Source organism: Phaeovulum vinaykumarii, assembly GCF_900156695.1.
In the GTDB taxonomy this organism is placed as follows: domain Bacteria; phylum Pseudomonadota; class Alphaproteobacteria; order Rhodobacterales; family Rhodobacteraceae; genus Bieblia_A; species Bieblia_A vinaykumarii.
This window is the reverse complement of sequence record NZ_FTOM01000008.1, coordinates 90,367-108,228: the sequence shown is the minus strand read 5'-3', so window position 1 is coordinate 108,228 and position 17,862 is coordinate 90,367. Positions and strand designations below refer to the sequence as shown.

18 protein-coding genes are annotated in these 17,862 nt (G+C 70.1%); 8 read left to right on the top strand and 10 right to left on the bottom strand.

The annotated features are described in order from the left end of the window. The first annotated feature begins 76 nt into the window (after nucleotides 1–76). Nucleotides 77–628, top strand: a complete 552-nt coding sequence (locus BW949_RS14015) for a chorismate--pyruvate lyase family protein (protein ID WP_159440070.1) — start codon at nucleotides 77–79, stop codon at nucleotides 626–628. Between the two features lie 30 nt (nucleotides 629–658). Here the strand turns inward: BW949_RS14015 and BW949_RS14010 are convergent, their stop codons facing one another. Beyond that, nucleotides 659–1,246: an alpha-ketoglutarate-dependent dioxygenase AlkB family protein gene (locus BW949_RS14010; protein WP_268875856.1), complete on the bottom strand. Its 588-nt coding sequence runs from the start codon at nucleotides 1,244–1,246 to the stop codon at nucleotides 659–661. 267 nt (nucleotides 1,247–1,513) lie between these two features. On the opposite strand from BW949_RS14010, the gene dnaK reads away from it, so the two are divergent. From dnaK to radC, 3 genes are all read left to right on the top strand, one after another. Then, nucleotides 1,514–3,436, top strand: coding sequence for a molecular chaperone DnaK (gene dnaK / locus BW949_RS14005; protein ID WP_076367172.1), 1,923 nt, complete (start codon nucleotides 1,514–1,516; stop codon nucleotides 3,434–3,436). 74 nt (nucleotides 3,437–3,510) lie between these two features. Next, complete coding sequence (gene dnaJ / locus BW949_RS14000) at nucleotides 3,511–4,662, top strand: molecular chaperone DnaJ (protein ID WP_076367170.1); 1,152 nt, start codon at nucleotides 3,511–3,513, stop codon at nucleotides 4,660–4,662. A 53-nt stretch (nucleotides 4,663–4,715) separates the two neighbouring features. Next, entirely contained in the window at nucleotides 4,716–5,492 is a 777-nt protein-coding gene (radC, locus tag BW949_RS13995; RefSeq protein WP_076367168.1) for a RadC family protein, read from the top strand. Nucleotides 5,493–5,575: 83 nt separating this feature from the next. On the opposite strand, the gene BW949_RS13990 is transcribed toward radC, so the two are convergent. Further along, nucleotides 5,576–6,229 carry a ribonuclease T2 family protein gene (locus BW949_RS13990; protein ID WP_235816313.1) on the bottom strand — a complete coding sequence of 218 codons (654 nt, stop codon included), beginning with the start codon at nucleotides 6,227–6,229 and terminating at the stop codon, nucleotides 5,576–5,578. Between the two features lie 124 nt (nucleotides 6,230–6,353). Between BW949_RS13990 and BW949_RS13985 the strand changes: the two genes are divergently transcribed. Beyond that, on the top strand, nucleotides 6,354–7,118 hold the full coding sequence (locus BW949_RS13985) for a DUF1013 domain-containing protein (RefSeq protein WP_076367164.1): 765 nt from the start codon (nucleotides 6,354–6,356) through the stop codon (nucleotides 7,116–7,118). Nucleotides 7,119–7,202: 84 nt separating this feature from the next. Here the strand turns inward: BW949_RS13985 and BW949_RS13980 are convergent, their stop codons facing one another. Further along, nucleotides 7,203–8,681 (bottom strand): NAD-dependent succinate-semialdehyde dehydrogenase, encoded by a 1,479-nt coding sequence (locus BW949_RS13980; RefSeq protein ID WP_076367162.1) that lies wholly within the window; start codon nucleotides 8,679–8,681, stop codon nucleotides 7,203–7,205. A 97-nt stretch (nucleotides 8,682–8,778) separates the two neighbouring features. Here BW949_RS13980 and BW949_RS17680 point away from each other — a divergent pair, with 97 nt between their 5' ends. Both BW949_RS17680 and BW949_RS17675 read left to right on the top strand, forming a co-directional pair. Continuing rightward, complete coding sequence (locus BW949_RS17680) at nucleotides 8,779–8,997, top strand: hypothetical protein (RefSeq protein ID WP_076367160.1); 219 nt, start codon at nucleotides 8,779–8,781, stop codon at nucleotides 8,995–8,997. Then, a complete protein-coding gene (locus BW949_RS17675; protein ID WP_328585830.1) occupies nucleotides 8,997–9,269 on the top strand; it encodes a hypothetical protein in 273 nt (90 codons plus the stop codon). The genes BW949_RS17680 and BW949_RS17675 overlap by 1 nt, the downstream gene beginning before the upstream one ends. Nucleotides 9,270–9,295: 26 nt before the next feature. On the opposite strand, the gene BW949_RS13965 is transcribed toward BW949_RS17675, so the two are convergent. From BW949_RS13965 to BW949_RS13935, 7 genes are all read right to left on the bottom strand, one after another. Next, complete coding sequence (locus BW949_RS13965) at nucleotides 9,296–9,889, bottom strand: hypothetical protein (protein ID WP_076367156.1); 594 nt, start codon at nucleotides 9,887–9,889, stop codon at nucleotides 9,296–9,298. A gap of 32 nt (nucleotides 9,890–9,921) precedes the next feature. Next, nucleotides 9,922–10,947 carry a P1 family peptidase gene (locus tag BW949_RS13960; RefSeq protein ID WP_076367154.1) on the bottom strand — a complete coding sequence of 342 codons (1,026 nt, stop codon included), beginning with the start codon at nucleotides 10,945–10,947 and terminating at the stop codon, nucleotides 9,922–9,924. 15 nt (nucleotides 10,948–10,962) lie between these two features. Next, nucleotides 10,963–11,703 carry a glucose 1-dehydrogenase gene (locus tag BW949_RS13955; RefSeq protein ID WP_076367152.1) on the bottom strand — a complete coding sequence of 247 codons (741 nt, stop codon included), beginning with the start codon at nucleotides 11,701–11,703 and terminating at the stop codon, nucleotides 10,963–10,965. Between the two features lie 136 nt (nucleotides 11,704–11,839). Further along, on the bottom strand, nucleotides 11,840–13,297 hold the full coding sequence (locus tag BW949_RS13950; RefSeq protein WP_076367150.1) for an aldehyde dehydrogenase family protein: 1,458 nt from the start codon (nucleotides 13,295–13,297) through the stop codon (nucleotides 11,840–11,842). 16 nt (nucleotides 13,298–13,313) lie between these two features. Then, complete coding sequence (locus BW949_RS13945; RefSeq protein WP_076367147.1) at nucleotides 13,314–14,885, bottom strand: dipeptide ABC transporter ATP-binding protein; 1,572 nt, start codon at nucleotides 14,883–14,885, stop codon at nucleotides 13,314–13,316. Continuing rightward, nucleotides 14,882–15,706: an ABC transporter permease gene (locus BW949_RS13940; protein WP_076367145.1), complete on the bottom strand. Its 825-nt coding sequence runs from the start codon at nucleotides 15,704–15,706 to the stop codon at nucleotides 14,882–14,884. The genes BW949_RS13945 and BW949_RS13940 overlap by 4 nt, the downstream gene beginning before the upstream one ends. After that, entirely contained in the window at nucleotides 15,703–16,647 is a 945-nt protein-coding gene (locus BW949_RS13935; protein WP_076367143.1) for an ABC transporter permease, read from the bottom strand. The genes BW949_RS13940 and BW949_RS13935 overlap by 4 nt, the downstream gene beginning before the upstream one ends. Nucleotides 16,648–16,926: 279 nt before the next feature. Between BW949_RS13935 and BW949_RS13930 the strand changes: the two genes are divergently transcribed. Then, nucleotides 16,927–17,691, top strand: a complete 765-nt coding sequence (locus BW949_RS13930; protein ID WP_076367141.1) for a L,D-transpeptidase — start codon at nucleotides 16,927–16,929, stop codon at nucleotides 17,689–17,691. Nucleotides 17,692–17,862 lie beyond the last annotated feature (171 nt).

The following is a 17,862-nucleotide window of genomic DNA, read 5'->3' as shown; positions in this document are numbered from 1 at the left end:
CCGCCGCCCCCTTTTCCCCGGCCCGCGCTTGGGGCATGGTGCGCGCGCATCACGCAGGCAATCAGGGGAGACGGATTTGGGTGCGCGGCTTTTTCATGGTCCGGGCGATCTGTCCGCACCGGAGACCTGGCAGGATCTGAACGCGGCGCATCTGGCCGCGCTGCCGGTGGACATGCGCGGCTGGATGGGGCTCGAGACCTCGATGACCGCCGCTCTCGAGGTCGCGGCCGGGCCGGTCACGGTCGAGCTGGTGGCCCAGGGCCCCGCCCAGCCGCTGCCCGACGAGACCGCGATCCTGCAAGCCCCCGTCATCGCGCGCGAGGTCATCCTGTCGGCCGCGCGCGGCCCGCTGCTGGCGGCGCGCACGATCTGGCCGGCATCGGCGCGGGCCGAGACGCTGGAAAGCCTGGGCACGAAACCCCTGGGCGCGCTGCTCTTTGCCGGCGGGCGGGCGGCGCCCTTCTCGCTGCGGCAGGGGGCGTTTCTCGATGCGCTGCATCCGCTTGATGCGCTGATCGCGCGCGCCGCCCCCGAGGCGCCGGGCGTCTGGGCGCGCCGCAGCCTGTTCAGCTTCGAGCAGGTGCCGCTTCTGGTGACCGAGATCTTCCTGCCGGCCCTGCGCGGCTGACGGCACGGCGGCTGACGGGAAGCGCGCGGGTCAGGTCACGACCCGCAGCGTCAGGTTGATCCGCCCGCCCTGCGCCAGAAGCGCCGATGTGCCGAAGGCGATCCGGTCCACCCCGTGGTGACGCAGCCGCCCCGGCCCGCCCATCACCAGCACATCGCCCGAGCGCAGCCACAGGCTTTCGGTGGACCCGCCGCGCGCGACGTTGCCCACGCGAAAAAGCGCGTCATCGCCCAGCGAGACCGAGACGACGGGTTGGCTCAGGTCGGCCTCGTCGCGGTCCTGGTGCAGGCCCATGCGCGCGCCCTCGCCATAGTAATTGATCAGGCACGATTCGGGCGGGCGCGCATCGGGCGCCACCGCGGCCCACAGATCCAGAAGGCGCGGCGGGATCGGTGGCCAGCCCATGCCCGCGGGGTGGGTTTCGGCATAGCGATAGCCGCGCCGGTCGCCGATCCAGCCGAACCGCCCCGCCGAGGTCATGCGCACGCTCAGCGGCTGTCCGCGCCGGGTGACCGGGGTCACGAAGGGCGCCGCCGCGGCAACCGCGCGGATCTCGTCGACCAGGGTGCGCTGTTCGTCGGGGGTGAACCAGCCGGGGTAATGCCGGAAATCGCGCAGGGCCTGCGGGGCCGGGCGCGGGGCGTCGGCGCCCGCGGTCTGTGCAGCGGGATCGGACGGGGGATATTCGCGCGAAGTTTTCAGGTTTTTCCCTCCGATTTGGACGGGGGGGCACGCTTGCAGCACTGCGCCCCCCTCCTTATATACCCCGGGAAGCCGGATCGGGGCCATGCGGTCCCGGCCCGGACGGAACTCAAGATTGGGATCGGAAGGCAGGAGCCGCGCTCGGGCCTGCGTTCCACAACATCGCCGAAGAGAGGTAAGCACATGGCCAAAGTCATCGGGATCGACCTCGGGACCACGAACAGCTGCGTTGCCATCATGGACGGGTCGCAGCCCCGCGTCATCGAGAACTCGGAAGGGGCGCGCACCACGCCCTCGATCGTCGCCTATACCGACAACGAACGTCTGGTCGGTCAGCCCGCCAAGCGTCAGGCTGTCACCAACCCCACCAACACCATTTTCGCCGTCAAGCGCCTGATCGGCCGCCGCACCACCGATGCGGAAGTCGAGAAGGACAAGAAGCTGGTTCCCTATTCCATCGTGGACGGGGGCAACGGCGACGCCTGGGTCGAGGTCAAGGGCGAGAAATTCAGCCCCGCGCAGGTTTCGGCCGTCATCTTGCAGAAGATGAAGGAAACCGCCGAAAGCTATCTGGGCGACACCGTCACCCAGGCGGTCATCACCGTTCCGGCCTATTTCAACGACGCCCAGCGTCAGGCCACCAAGGACGCCGGCAAGATCGCCGGGCTCGAGGTGCTGCGCATCATCAACGAGCCGACGGCCGCCGCGCTGGCCTATGGTCTGGACAAGAAGGACACCAAGACCATCGCCGTCTATGACCTTGGCGGCGGCACCTTCGACATCACCATCCTGGAAATCGACGACGGCCTGTTCGAGGTGAAATCGACCAACGGGGACACGTTCCTGGGCGGCGAAGACTTCGACATGCGGATCGTCAACTACCTGGCTGACGAGTTCAAGAAGGAGCACGGCGTCGACCTGACCAAGGACAAGATGGCCCTTCAGCGTCTGAAGGAAGCCGCCGAGAAGGCCAAGATCGAACTGTCCTCGAGCCAGCAGACCGAGATCAACCAGCCCTTCATCTCGATGGATGCGACCTCGGGCACGCCGCTGCACATGGTCATGAAGCTGACCCGCGCCAAGCTGGAAAGCCTGGTGGGCGACCTGATCAAGAAATCGCTCGACCCCTGCAAGGCCGCGCTCAAGGATGCCGGCGTCTCCAAGGACGAGATCGACGAGGTGGTTCTGGTCGGCGGGATGACCCGCATGCCCAAGGTCATCGAGGAAGTGACCAAGTTCTTCGGCAAGGAGCCCCACAAGGGCGTCAACCCCGACGAGGTGGTGGCGCTGGGCGCGGCCATCCAGGCCGGCGTGCTTCAGGGTGACGTGAAGGACGTGGTGCTGCTGGACGTCACGCCGCTGAGCCTGGGCATCGAGACGCTGGGGGGCGTGTTCACCCGTCTGATCGACCGCAACACCACCATCCCGACCAAGAAGAGCCAGATCTTCTCGACCGCCGAGGACAACCAGAACGCCGTGACGATCCGGGTGTTCCAGGGCGAACGCGAGATGGCCGCGGACAACAAGCTTCTGGGCATGTTCAACCTGGAAGACATCCCGCCCGCGCCGCGCGGCATGCCGCAGATCGAGGTGACCTTCGACATCGACGCCAACGGCATCGTGTCGGTCAGTGCCAAGGACAAGGGCACCGGCAAGGAACAGAAGATCACCATCCAGGCCTCGGGCGGCCTGTCGGACGAGGACATCGAGAAGATGATCCGCGACGCCGAAGCCAATGCCGAGGCCGACAAGGCCCGCAAGGAGCTGGTCGAAGCCCACAACCAGGGCGAGAGCCTGCTGCATTCGACCCGCAAGTCGCTCGAGGAGCACGGCGAAAAGGTCGATGCCTCGACCGTCGAGGCGATCGAGCTGGCCTGCAACGCGCTGGAAGAAGCCCTCAAGTCGGAAGACGCCGGCAAGATCAAGGGCGCGATCCAGAACCTGACCGATGCCGCGATGAAGCTGGGCGAGGCCATCTACAAGGCCGAGGCTGCCAAGGCCGGTCAGTCGACCGGCGCGGATGACGAGGAAGAAGGCCCGCGCAGCGTCGATGACGACATCGTGGATGCCGACTTCGAGGATCTGGGCGAAGACAAGCGCAAGTAAGCGCCGGAACCGACGTGGCCGGTCCCCTGCGATGACGGGGGCCGGCTGTTCTGTTTCGTTGCCGGGGGAATGGCATGGCAAAGCGTGACTTCTACGAGGTTCTGGGCGTGGCCCGGGGCGCCTCGGCCGACGAGATCAAGAAAGCCTATCGCAAGAAGGCGAAGGAACTTCACCCCGACCGCAACAAGGACGATGCCGACGCCGAGGCCCGCTTCAAGGAAGTGAACGAGGCCTATGACGTGCTCAAGGATGCCGAGAAGAAGGCCGCCTATGACCGCTTCGGTCACGCCGCCTTCGAAGGTGGCATGGGCGGGGGCGGTCCGCGCGGTGGTTATGCCGGGCAGGGTGATTTCGCCTCGGCCTTCTCGGATGTGTTCGAAGACCTCTTCGGCGACTTCATGGGCGGACGCGGGGGGCCTGGCGGCCCGCGCTCGCGCGCCTCGCGGGGATCGGACCTGCGCTATAATCTGCGCATCTCCCTCGAGGAAGCCTTCAAGGGCGTGCAGAAGACGATCACCGTTCCGGGGTCGTCGGCCTGCACCGCCTGCAACGGCACCGGGGCCGAGGGCGGCGCCGAGCCGGTGACCTGCCCGACCTGTTCGGGCATGGGCAAGGTGCGCGCGCAAAACGGCTTCTTCACCGTCGAGCGCGCCTGTCCGACCTGTGGCGGTGTGGGCCAGGTGGTCAAGAACCCCTGCCGGTCCTGTCAGGGCACCGGCCGGATCGAGAAGGACCGCCAACTGGCCGTCAACATCCCCGCGGGGGTCGAAACTGGAACCCGTATCCGTCTGGCCGGCGAGGGCGAGGCGGGCCTGCGCGGCGGGCCGACGGGCGATCTCTATATCTTCATCGAGGTGCGCGAACACGCGATCTTCCAGCGTGACGGGCAGACCCTGTTCTGCCGCGTGCCGGTGTCGATGGCCTCGGCCGCGCTGGGCGGCGAGGTCGAGGTGCCCACGATCGACGGCGGCAAGAGCCGGGTGAAGATCCCCTCGGGCAGCCAGTCGGGCCGACAGATGCGCCTGCGCGGCAAGGGCATGCCGGCGCTGCGCGGCACCGGGGTCGGCGACATGGTCATCGAGCTGGCCGTCGAGACGCCGGTGAACCTGACCGCGCGGCAAAAGGAACTGTTGCAGGAATTCGAGCGGATCGAGGCCGACAACAGCCCCGAAAGCTCGAGTTTCTTCAAGAAGGTCAAGAGCTTCTGGGATGGCATGAAGGGCTGAGCCCGCGCGCCTGCGTTAACTCTTGTTTCACCAAGAATGGCGATGCTGGCTCCATGAGTCAGCATCGCGCCTTTCATGAAGCCCCCATGCCCCTGTTCGGATCGCCCGCCGATCCCGACGAGGTGCAGGCCCTGTCCCCGCTGCCCAACGGGCGGCCCCCCTCCTATATCCGCGACCATCGCCGCCGTCTGCGCACGCGCTTCCTGGAGGGTGGCGCGCAGGCCATGCCGGATTACGAATTGCTGGAGCTGGTGCTGTTCCGGGCGATCCCGCGCATGGACGTGAAGCCGCTGGCGCGCGCGCTGCTCGATGCCTTCGGCGATTTCAACCGGGTGATCTCGGCCCCCGTCAGCCGGCTGATGCAGATCGATGGCGTGGGCGAGGCCGTGGTGACCGAGCTCAAGATCGTCGAGGCCGCCGCGCATCGTCTGGCCCGCGCGAAGGTGATGCACCGGCCGGTGCTGTCGTCGTGGGATGCGCTGGTCGATTATTGTCACACGGCGATGGCGCACCGCGAGACCGAACAATTCCGCGTGCTCTATCTCGACCGCAAGAACGTGCTGATCGCCGACGAGGCGCAGGCCAGCGGCACGGTGGATCATGTGCCGGTCTACCCGCGCGAGGTGGTCAAGCGGGCGCTGGAACTCAACGCCTCGGCGCTGATCCTGGTGCACAACCACCCCTCGGGCGACCCCACCCCCTCCGAAGCCGATATCGCGCTGACCAACCAGATCATGGATGCGGTGCAGGTGCTGGGGATCGTGCTGCACGACCACCTGATCGTGGGCAAGAGCCGCGAGCTGAGCTTCCGGGGCGCGGGCTACATCTGAGCCGCCCGCGCGGGCGCTGTCCGGCGCGCGGGGCGGTTGCGCACGGGGCCGGTTGCGCGCGGGGGCTGCCGTGTGCGGCTCTCTCAGCGCGGCGCGGCCAGAAGCGCCGATTGCGCCCGGCAGTCGCGCGCGGCGGGCCCCGCGCAGGGCCGCGGGGCCAGATCGCGCGTCAGGCACAGCCGCACCTCGGCGATCCTTTCGCCCTTGCAGGTGATCGTCACCATGTCCGGACGAAACGCGGGGTTGACCTCGAGAAAGGCCGCCTCGATCACCGACGCGGGCAGGCGCACGTCGTGGTCGATCTCCTGCAGGACCGGCGGGATGGTCACTCCGGCCAGCGCCCGGCGCGCCAGACTGAAATAATCCGCCGCGGCCAGGCCCGCACAGCGCCCGTGCTTCTTCCACTGGTACCAGGCCGCGCCCGGATTGCCCATGATGTCGGCCATCGCGGCGGTTTGCGCCCGGCTCGGGTCCGGCGCCGGGCTGTGACAGAAGCTGGGCCAGCCGCCATCGCCGTATTGCGGCCAGAGCCCATGCAGCACGAAGCGCGCCGCGCGTCCGGGCGCGCATTGCGGGTCGCCCCGTGTCGCGCCGGTCGTCGCGCACCACGAAGGCGACCACGACAGCGCCAGCACGTAATGGTCGAAATCGCCCGCCCTCTCGCCCTCGGCCAGGGCCGCCGAAACCGCCAGCACCAGCGCCGCCAGCCCCGCCGCCGCCCGCATTCCCATACGCATTTTCACTTTCCTCCAACGCCTTTCTCCACTATACACGGGCGCAATCCCCCCGAAAGTGGACCCGCGGCCCCGGCCGCAGCCGTTTTCCCGGCGCGGGAAAGGTTTGTGCAATGGAGAGAGTCCCATGACCTCGAAGCCGTTGATGTCCAAGGCCACCGCCGTCTGGCTTGTGGACAATACCACGCTGACGTTCAAGCAGATCGCGGATTTCTGCGGCATGCACGAGCTGGAAGTGCAGGGCATCGCTGACGGTGACGTGGCCGCGGGCGTGAAGGGCTTTGACCCGGTCGCCTCGAACCAGCTTGACCCCGGCGAGATCGAGAAGGGCGAGAAAGACCCGCTCTACAAGCTGCGGCTCAAGTTCAACCCCGCCGCCGTGGGCGAGGAAAAGCGCCGCGGGCCGCGCTATACGCCGCTGTCCAAGCGTCAGGACCGCCCCGCCGCGATCCTGTGGCTGGTCAAGTTCCACCCCGAGCTGGCCGATGCCCAGATCGCGCGTCTGGTCGGCACGACAAAGCCCACGATCGCCTCGATCCGCGAGCGGACGCATTGGAACATCGCCAATATCCAGCCGATCGACCCGGTGGCGCTGGGGCTGTGCCGCCAGTCCGAGCTGGACACCGAGGTGCAGAAGGCCGCCCGCCGCAAGGCCGCCGAGGGGGGCATGATGACCGACGACGAACGGCGCAAGCTGGTGTCGACGGAATCCTCGCTGGCCATGTCGACCGAACCGCGCCTGCCGACCGCCATCGCCGGGCTGGAGAATTTCACCCTGGGCGGCGGCGCCGAGGGCGAGGAAGAGGAAAACCCGCGCGACTATTCCGATGCGGACAGCTTCTTCAACCTTCCCGACGGCGATGCCGATGACGACGACGACGATCATCGCTGAGCCAGTCCCCGCACGGGTCCGCGGAAATGCAAAGGGCCGCCCCGAGGGGCGGCCCTTCGTCATTGCAGATCGGCGCGGCCGTGCTCAGATCGACAGGCAGACGTATTTCATCTCGAGGTAATCCTCGATCCCGTGACGCGAACCCTCGCGGCCCAGCCCCGATTGCTTGACCCCGCCGAAGGGGGCGACCTCGGTCGAGATGATGCCGGTGTTCACGCCGACGATGCCATATTCCAGCCCTTCCTGCACGCGGGTGATCCGGCCGATGTCGCGGGCGTAGAAATAGCTGGCCAGCCCGAAGATCGTGGCATTGGCCTGCGCGATCACCTCTTCCTCGGTCTCGAAGCGAAAGAGCGGCGCCAGCGGGCCAAAGGTTTCCTCGGTCGACACTTTCATGTCCTGGGTGACGCCGGTCACCACGGTCGGTTCGAAATAGGTGCCGCCCAGCGCATGCCGGCGCCCGCCGGTCAGCACCTGTCCGCCGCCGGCGACGACATCGGCGATATGTTCCTCGACCTTCTCGACGGCCTTTTCGTTGATCAGCGGGCCCGTCTCGACGCCGGCGTCCAGCCCGTCGCCCACCCGCAGCGCGGCCACGGCCTGGGCCAGCTTGGCGGCGAAGGCATCATGGACGCCGGATTGCACATAGATGCGGTTGGCGCAGACGCAGGTCTGGCCGTTGTTGCGGAACTTCGAGGCCATGGCGCCCTGCACGGCGGCGTCCAGATCGGCGTCGTCGAAGACGATGAAGGGCGCGTTGCCGCCCAGCTCCATCGAGCATTTCATCACCTGATCGGCGGCCTGGCGCAACAGGATGCGCCCGACCTCGGTCGAGCCGGTGAAGGTGAGCTTGCGCACCACGGGGTTTTCGCAGAATTCCTTGCCGATGGCCGAGGATTGCGTCGAGGTGATTACCGACAGGATACCCGCCGGCAGGCCCGCGCGTTCGCCCAGCACCGCCAGCGCCAGCGCCGAAAGCGGGGTCTCGGCCGCGGGCCGGGCGACAAAGCCGCAGCCTGCCGCCAGCGCCGGGCCGCATTTGCGGGTGATCATCGCATTGGGAAAGTTCCACGGCGTGATCGAGCCCACCACGCCGATCGGCTGTTTCAGCACGGTGATGCGCTTGTCGCGCATGTGGCCGGGGATGGTCTCGCCGTAGATGCGCTTGGCCTCTTCGCCGAACCATTCGATGAAGCTGGCGCCATAGGCGATCTCGCCCTTGGCTTCGGCCAGCGGCTTGCCCATCTCGGCGGTCAGGATCGCGGCCAGATCGTCCTGGTTCTCGATCATCAGCTCGAACCAGCGGCGCAGGATCTGGGCGCGTTCCTTGCCGGTGCGCGCGGCCCAATCCGTCATTGCCGTCTGTGCCGCGGCAATGGCGCGGGCGGTCTCGGCGCGGCCAAGGTCGGGCACCTCGCAGATCACGTCGCCATGGGCGGGGTTCGTCACGGCGAAGGTGGCGCCGTCGTCGGCCGCGATCCATTCGCCGGCCACATAGGCGCGCGTCGCCAGAAGCGAGGGGTCTTTGAGCAGGCTTTTCAGGCGGGTCGCGGAATCGGTCATGTGCACCTCGGGTCAGAACGTGCTAGAGGTTGAGCATTCCCGCCGGTGCTTGTCCAGCACGGCGGCCCCCGTTCCCCCTGCAAGAGCCCGTGATCTGATGGACCTGGACGACGCCTATGCCAACGCCGCCCATATCCCCGAGGGCGCGCTTTATCCCGACCGCTGGGTGGCGCAGGCGGCGGCCTTTCGTCGGGCGCTGGGGGCGCGGCTGACGCCGGGGCTGGTCTATGGGCCGGGGCGGCGCTGCCGCCGGGGGTGGCCGCGCGGCTGGGGCGGATCGTGCCGATCTCGGGGCTGGGGGATCTGGCGCCCCTGATGCGCACCTCGATGAACGCCCAGCTGAGGATCGACGCCGCCGAGGTGGCCGCCGAAAGCCCCGCGCTGCTGGTGCCGCGGCCGGGGGCGGATGTGCATCTGTGGGTGGGCGCGGACGAACGCCCCGCCTTTCTGGAACAAAGCCGCGATCTGGCGCAGGCCTGGGGCGTGCCGCTGACCGAGGAGGCCGGGCGGCACCATTTCGACGTGATCGAGGGGCTTGCGGGCCCCGCGCCCCTTCTGGATACGGTGCTGGGGCGCGCGGGGCCCTGAGCGTCTGGCATCGGGCGCGTCGCCCGTCAGCGGCCCCAGTCGGCCAGGGTGGGAAAGTCGATGGCCGCAAGAACCGGGCGCATCACCTCGAGATCGGCGCCCTCGGCCTGCACCAGAACGCGGTTGCCGACCAGCGCGACCAGATCGCCGCCGTCCTGCTGGACGAATTTCTCGCGGCCGATGCGGGTGATCTTGCCCATGGCGCCCATCATCGCCCCGCCCAGCATGCCGGACATGGCGGCCACCATCGGATTGTCGGCCATCAGCGTGATGGTGAAGCTGTCGGTGCCGTTGTCATAGCGCGCCGCGGCCCCCGCGCCGCCGCCCATCATCGCAAGGCCCGCATTCATCTCGGTGTCGATCTCGCGGGTCCAGCCCTCGGGGGCGGCGGGCAGAAAGGCCGCCAGCCCCTCGACCTTCATCGCCTGAAGAAGCTGGCTGGCAAAGGCGACCTCTTCGGTGGCCGCGGCGATATCGCCGGCCTCATAGGCCGCGCGCGCGGCGTTCAGCGTGTCGGTGACCTCGTCCGCACGGGCCGCGGTGGCCGGCAGGGCCAGCGTCGCGGCGATCAGGGACAGGGGCAAAAGGCGAGACTGGGGCAGCAAACTGCGCGGTGTCATGGTGGGGTTCCTCCGCCTGGGATGCGTCCAGCCTAGGCGCGCAGGCCGCGTGCGGCAAGCGCCGCGCGGTGGTAGGCGGGATAGGCCGGGGACATGTCGCCGGGCTGGGGCCGGGCGGCGTGGACCGCACGGGCGATGGCGCGCGCAAGGCACGCGGCGGCGGCATGGCCCAGCACGAAGGGATCGGCCAGCGGATCGCAGAGCGGGCGCGCCCCGGTGCTGACCGAGAAGACCAGATCGCCGTCGAAGGGCGTGTGGCTGGGCACGATGGCGCGCGCCATGCCGTCATGGGCGGCCACGGCCAGCCGCTGCAACTGCCCCTGATCGAGCTTGGCATCGGTGGCGACGATGGCGATGGTCGTGGCCTCGCGCAGCCGCTTGAGCGGCATCGGCTCGGCCGCGGCGATCCCGGAAAGATCGGGCGCGGGGCCGAGGCCGCCGAATTCGGCCTCCATCTCCCAGGGGGCGGCCCAGAAATGCGGGCTTTCCCCCACGGTCACGGCGCCCAGGCTGTTGACCGCGACCAGCGCGCCCAGGGTCAGCCCGCTGTCCAGCACCGCCGAGGCCGACCCCAGCCCCCCCTTGAGATTGGCGGTGATCGCCCCGGTGCCGGCGCCCGCGGTGCCGATCTCGAACGCTGGCGCGGCATTGGCCAGGGCGGCGCGGCCCAGCGCCGGATAGGGGTTCGTGGTCCAGTTTTTGTCGCCGCCGTTGGTCAGGTCGAACAGGATCGCGGCAGGCACGATCGGCACGCGCACGGGGCCCACGGCAAAGCCGCGGCCCATCGCGCGCAGCCCGTCCATGACGCCGCCCGCGGCCTCCAGCCCGAAGGCCGATCCCCCCGACAGCACCAGTGCATCGACCGCGCTGACCAGACGGTCGGGGGCCAGAAGGTCGGTCTCGCGGGTGCCGGGGGCGCCGCCCATCACCTGCACCGCCGCCATCACCGGCCGGTCGGCCACAAGCACCGTGGTCCCCGAGCGCAAGCGTTCATCGGCGGCATTGCCGACCCGAAGGCCCTCGATGTCGGTGATCAGGTTGCGCGCGCCTGGTTGCATGAGCCTGTCCCCCCGTCAGATGCAGCGGCCGCCATCGACACGCAGAACCGCGCCGGTGATCATGGCCGCCTCGTCCGAGCACAGGAAAGTCGCCGCCGCGGCCATGTCGGCCGGTGTCGAGAAGCGCCCGATCGGGATGGTGGACAGGAATTTCGCCCGCATCTCGGGGGTGTCCCCGCCCATGAAGGACGCCAGAAGCGGGGTCTCGCCGGCCACGGGGGCCAGCGCGTTGACGCGCACGCCGTCGGGGGCCAGTTCGATGGCCATGGCTTCGGTGGCGCTCAGCATCCAGCCCTTGGAGGCGTTGTACCAGCTCAGCCGCGGGCGCGGTGATAGCCCGGCGGTCGAGGCCACGTTGAGAATGGCGCCCGTCCCGGCCGCCTTCATCATCGGCACGAAGGCGCGCGCCGTCAGATAGACCGAGCGCACGTTGACCCGCCACACCCGGTCGAAGTCGTCCTCGGACACCTCCTCGAGGGGCTGCGGCAGATGGGTGACGCCGGCATTGTTGACCAGGATGTCCACGCGCCCCCAGGCGGCCTGCGCCGCCGCGGCCATTGCCGCGACCGACACGCCGTCGGCCACATCCACCGGGCAGGCCATCGCGCCCATCTCCTCGGCCCGCGCCTCGGCGGCGGCGGCGTTGATGTCGGCGATCATCACCTGAGCGCCCTCGGCCACGAAGCGCTGGGCGATGCCCGCACCAAACCCCGAGGCCGCGCCGGTCACGATCGCGGTCTTGCCTGCCAGTCGCATGAATGCGCTCTCCCCCCCCTGTCGCCCGATGCACGGGCGCGCCGTCTCCCGATCCCGGCGCCGCTGTCGCGCGTGATATTCACCAAACGCGATCTGTCAGGCAAGCCCGAGATGCGCGTGGCGCCCCGTTCGCGCGCTATCCGTGCCAGGCGGCCACGGTCTTGAGCGCGGTGAAGCCATAGAGCGCCTCGAACCCCTTTTCGCGGCCGTGCCCCGACAGGCCGCGGCCGCCGAAGGGCAGCTCGACCCCGCCGCCGGCGCCGTAGTTGTTCAGGAACACCTGACCCGCGCGCAGTCGCCGCGCCAGCCGCATGCTGCGGCCGCCGTCGCGGCTCCAGACCCCGGCGACAAGGCCGTAGCCCGTGCCATTGGCGATGGCTACGGCCGCGTCCTCGTCGGTGAAGGGGATGACCAGCTGCGCGGGGCCGAAGATTTCCTCGCGCGCAAGGCGGTGGCCGGGGTCGGGCGCCCGCATCAGCCGCGGCGCCACGTAATGCCCGCCCGCGGGCAGATCGGCGGGCAGCGGGGCCTGGGCCACGGTCTCGAGATCGCGGCCCAGCGCGAGATAACCCTCGACCGTGCGTTTCTGGCGCGCCGAGATCAGCGGGCCCACATCGGCCCCCGACAGCGCCGGGCCCACCCGCAGCGCGCCATAGCGCGCGGCCATGCGCGCAAGCACCTCCTCGAGGATCGGCGCTGCCACCAGGATGCGCGAGGCTGCCGAGCAGGTCTGCCCCGCGTTCTGGAGGCCGGCGTTGACCAGAAAGGGTAGCGCGCGGTCCAGATCGGCATCGGCAAAGACGATCTGGGGCGATTTCCCGCCCAGTTCGAGCGTGACCGGCACCACATTGGCCGCCGCGGCCGCCTGCACCATCTGCCCCACGCCGACCGATCCGGTGAAGGACACATGGTCGATGCCGGGATGGGCGGACAGGGCCGCACCCGCTTCCTCGCCCAGGCCGGGCACGATGTTGAGCGCGCCGGGAGGAAAGCCCGCCTCCTCGGCCAGGTGGGCGAAGGCCAGCGCGGTCAGGCTGGCCTCCTCGGCGGGCTTGACGACACAGGCGTTCCCGGCCGCCAGCGCCGCCCCGACCGACCGGCCGATGATCTGCATCGGATAGTTCCAGGGCACGATATGGGCGGTCACGCCATGGGGTTCGCGCAAGGTGTAGACGGTATAGCCGGGCTGGAAGGGGATCGTCTCGCCCATCAGCTTGTCGGCGGCCCCGGCGTAGAACTCCAGATACCGGCACAGCGCGGCCACATCGGCGCGGGCCTGCGCCAGCGGCTTGCCCACGTCGCGCGATTCGATCTCGGCCAGCGCCTCGGCCCGGCCCGCGACCAGATCGCCCAGCCGCGCCAGAAGCCGCCCCCTCTCGAAGGCCGGCAGCGCGCCCCATTCGCCTTCGAAGGCGGTGCGGGCGGCCTCGACGGCGGCGTCGATGTCCTCGGGGGTTCCACGGGCGATCTCGGCGAAGACCCGGCCGGTCGAGGGGTCTTCGACCGGAAGCGTCGCGCGCGGGGTGCCCCATTCGCCGCCGATCAGCATCTGGCCGGGGTCGAACCACAGGGGCGCTTTGGTGTCGTGTCTCATGCGTGGCCTCCTCCTGTCACGCGGGCGGCGGGATATCTTGACCGGGTATTTCGGGAATGGCGGCGATCAGGCGCCGGGTCAGCGGGTGGCGGGGGTTGGCAAAGACCGCCTCGGTCGGGCCGTCCTCGACGATGCGGCCGGCCTCCATCACCGCCACGCGCGAAACCAGCGCGCGCACCACCGACAGGTCGTGGCTGATGAACAGATAGGCCAGCCCGTGGCTGTCGCGCAGCCGCGCCAGCAGGTCCAGCACCTGCGCGCGCACCTCGACATCAAGCGCCGAGACCGCCTCGTCCAGAACGATCAGCTGCGGGCGGGTGATCAGCGCGCGGGCGATGGCCAGCCGCTGGCGCTGCCCGCCCGAGAATTGGTGGATGTAGCGATCCGCGTCCGCGGGGGTCAGGCCCACCTCGGTCAGCGCACGGGCCACGCGGTCGCGCCAGTCGGCGGGCCGGCCGGTCAGGTGGAAGGGCTCGGCCAGAAGGCGGGCGACCCGGTGGCGGGGGTTGAAGCTGCCGTAGGGGTCCTGGAACACCATCTGCATGCGCGCGCGCAGGGCCGGGGCCATCTCGGGGCCGACGGGCGCACCGTCAAGGGTCACCTGGCCCGCGTCCAGCGGCTCGAGCCCGACCAGCGCCCGCGTCAGCGTGGATTTCCCGCAGCCCGAGGGCCCGACCAGCCCCAGCGATTCCCCGGCATGGAGCGTCAGCTCCACCCCGTCGAGCGCGCGCAGATGCGGCCGCGGCCCGACCAGCCCCGCCCGCGGCTGCGGATAGAGCCGCACCGCCCCGCGCACCTGCAGGAGCGGCGCGCCACGGGGACGGGCGGGGGCGACGCGCGGCCGCTGCACCGCGATCAGACGGCGCGTGATCGCGGCCTGGGGCCGGGCGAAGATCTGCGCGGTCGGCCCGGTCTCGACGATGCGCCCGGCCTCCATCACCGAAACGCGCCCGGTCAGCCCGGCCACCACGCCCAGGTCATGGGTGATGAGGACAAGGCCCATGCCCTCGTCGGTGCACAGACCGCGCAGCAGGTCCAGCACCTCGGCCTGGGTGGTGACATCGAGCGCGGTTGTGGGCTCGTCGGCGATCAGCAGCGCGGGGCGGCAGGCGATGGCCATGGCGATGGCCACGCGCTGGCGCTGCCCGCCCGACAGCGCATGGGGATAACGGTCGGGGTCCGCGATGCCGACGCGGGCCAGCCGGTCGCGGGCGATGCGGGCGGCCTCGGCGCGGCTGGCGTGGCGGTGCAGGCGCACGGTCTCGGCCACCTGCGCGCCGATCCGCATGGTGGGGTTGAGCGCGGTCATCGGCTCCTGAAAGACCATGCCGATGCGCCCGCCGCGCAGCGCGCAGAGCGCCCGGTCGGGCAGACCCAGGATCTCGCGCCCCTCCAGGCGGACCGAGCCGGTGACGCGCGCGCGATCGGGCGCCAGCCCCAGCGCGGCCAGCGCCGTCAATGACTTGCCCGACCCCGAGGCGCCGACAAGGCCCAGCCTCTCGCCGGGGGCAAGGTCAAGATCGACGCCCTCCAGCAGCCGCCGCCCGTCCAGATCCAGCGTCAGCCCGCGCAGCGACAGAAGGCTCATCCGCCCGTCCTCACCGGCCGCAGGCGCGGGTCGAGCGCATCGCGCAGCCCGTCGCCCAGCAGGTTCAGCCCCAGCACCGCGGTCACGATGGCCAGCCCCGGAAAGATCGCCACATGCGGGGCGATGGCGGCCATGGTCTGGGCCTCGGCCAGCATGCGGCCCCAGCTGGGCGCGGGCGGCTGCACGCCCAGGCCCACATAGGACAGGCCCGCCTCGGCCAGGATCGCCAGCGAGAACTGGATCGTCGCCTGCACGATCAGAAGCCCGGCGATGTTGGGCAGGACATGTTCGACCGAGATCCGCGCCCTTCCTTTGCCGGCCAGGCGGGCGGCGCGGATGAAATCCAGCGTCCATATCGACAGCGCGCCTGCCCGCGCGACACGGGCAAAGACGGGGATGTTGAAGATGCCGATGGCGACGATGGCATTGGTGGCCGAGGGCCCCAGGACCGCGGTGATGAGGATCGCCGAGACCAGCGCCGGGAAGGCGAAGACCACGTCGTTGAGGCGCATCACGGCCTCGTCCACCCAGCCGCCGCGCGCCGCCGCCCACAGCCCCGCCGGCACGCCCAGCCCCACGCCGATCCCCACCGCCACGACGGCAACGCCCAGCGACACCCGCGCGCCCGCCATCAGCATCGCGGCGATGTCGCGGCCGAAATGATCGGTGCCCAGCCAATGCGCGGCCGAAGGCGGGGCCAGGCGCGCGGCGATCTGCATCGCCTGCGGGTCATGCGGGGTCCAGACCAGCGACACCAGCGCCGCCGCCGCCGCGGCTGCGCTCAGCACGCCGCCCGCGATCAGCCCCGGCGCCGCCCTCATGCGCGCCCCCGCAGCCGCGGATCGGCCAGGGCATAGGCGATCTCGGTCAGGAAGGTCACGGTGATGACGGCCACCACCAGCAGCATGACGACCGATTCCACCACGATCAGGTCGCGCTGGGTGATCGCCTGGAAGACCAGCCGCCCCAGCCCCGGCAGGTAGAACACGTTCTCGATGATGATCGTGCCGGCCAGCAGGAACGAGAATTGCATGCCGAGGATGGTCAGCACCGGCAGCGCGGCATTGCGCAGCGCATGGCGCAGGAGCGTGGCCCCCCGGCTCAGGCCCTTGGCGCGGGCGGTGCGGATGTACTCCTGCGCCAGCACCTCGATCAGCGCCGAGCGCAGCACGCGCGCCAGGATCGCCGCCTGTGGCAACGCCAGCGCCACCGCCGGCAGGATCAGCGCGCGCAGGCCCGTGGCCGGGTCGCTCCAGCCCGGAAAGCCGCCCGCCGGCAGCACCCGCCAATGCAGCGCGAAGAGAAGGACCAGCAGCATGGCAAACCAGAAGTTGGGCACCGCCAGCCCCAGCTGCGTCACCCCCATCACCGCGGCATCGGCCGCCCGCCCGCGCCGCGCCGCCGCGATCAGCCCCAGGGGCAGCGCCAGCGCCGTCGACAGACCCAGCGCGATCGCGGCCAGCGGCACCGACACCGCGGCCCGGTCGGCCACCAGATCGGCCACCGGCACCTTGTAGGTCCACGATTGCCCGAGATCGCCGCGCAGGAAGCCCCCCACCCAGTCGAGATAGCGCAGCGCCGGCGGCTGATCGAGGCCAAGGCTCGCGCGGGCGGCGGCCAGCGTCTCGGGCGTGGCATTGAGGCCCAGCATCAGCGCCGCCGGATCGCCCGGCACCACCTCGATCGCGGCAAAGACGATCACGCTGGCCGCCCAGAGGCTGAGCGCGAAGATCGCCAGTCGCCGGATCACGATGCGTGCCATGTTCGCGTGCCGTCTCCCTGTCGCGCCTTCGGTGGTCTTTGCGCAGGCTAGACGGGCCGCGCGGGGCGGTCCAGAGGGACACATGCGGCCAAGCGGGCTTGACCTCGGGGCGGGGGGTGTTTCCTATGCCCCAACCGATTTTGCCCGAGGATCAGCCCCTTGCCCCTGATTGCTGCCCTGCGCCGTCGCGCGAACGCCCCGTCCGTGCCCGTGTCTGCCCCGCGTGTCCGTGGTCCGCGCCTGTTCGGGGGCGGCGGTCCTCTGCGCGCGGTTCTGGGGATGGGGGCGCTGGCGCTGGTGCTTGCGGGCTGTGCCCCGGCCGGTCCGGGGATGGCGCCCGGCATTGTGCCGCCCGAATATGCCGCCCGCGAGGACGGCGACCGCACGGTGCCCGCGGTCAATCCGAAGTATCTGGTCGAACGCAACCGCCGGCGCTGGGTGAATTACGACGGCCCCGAACCCGCGGGCACGGTGGTCGTGGATCCCTATGCGCGCGTGCTCTATCACATCGTCGAGCCGGGCAAGGCCATGCGCTTTGGCATCGCCGTCGGCCGCGAGGGGCGCGGCTTCCGCGGCCGGGCGGTGATCCGGCGCAAGGAGGAATACCCCTATTGGGCGCCCACCAGGAACATGATTCGCCAGGATCCCGCGCTTTACGGGCCGGTGGCGGCGGGGCTTCCGGGCGGGCTCGACAACCCGCTGGGGGCGCGCGCGCTCTATCTCTACCGCGGGGGCAAGGACAGCTATTACCGCATTCACGGCACGATGGACCCGACCTCGATCGGCAAGGCGACCTCGGCAGGCTGCATCCGGCTGTTCAATCAGGACATCATCGACATGTATGACGAGGTGCCGCTGGGCACGCCGGTCAAGGTGCGCACCCGTGCCGAGAGCCTGGAGATGGAAGGCGAGATGGTCGAATTGTCCACCGGCTATCTGGTTCCGGCAAGCGATACCCGCGCGATCGAGGCCGACCGTGCCGCGGTCGAAGCCGCAGCCAGGGCCGCCCGCGAGGCCGAGCCAGAGGGAACTGCCGCGCCCTGAGGCAATTCCGGCCGACGGGCGCCGAAATGTGACAATCGCGTAACGGAATCGTTGCGCCGGCGCGGATTCGAATCAAGGCTTGCCCGCGCCGGACCCGTCCGTGGCGCGCGCCATGCGCTTGTCGGAGGGCCCTGCCGCCCGGCGTCGTGAAACTGTCACGTCGCGGGCCTA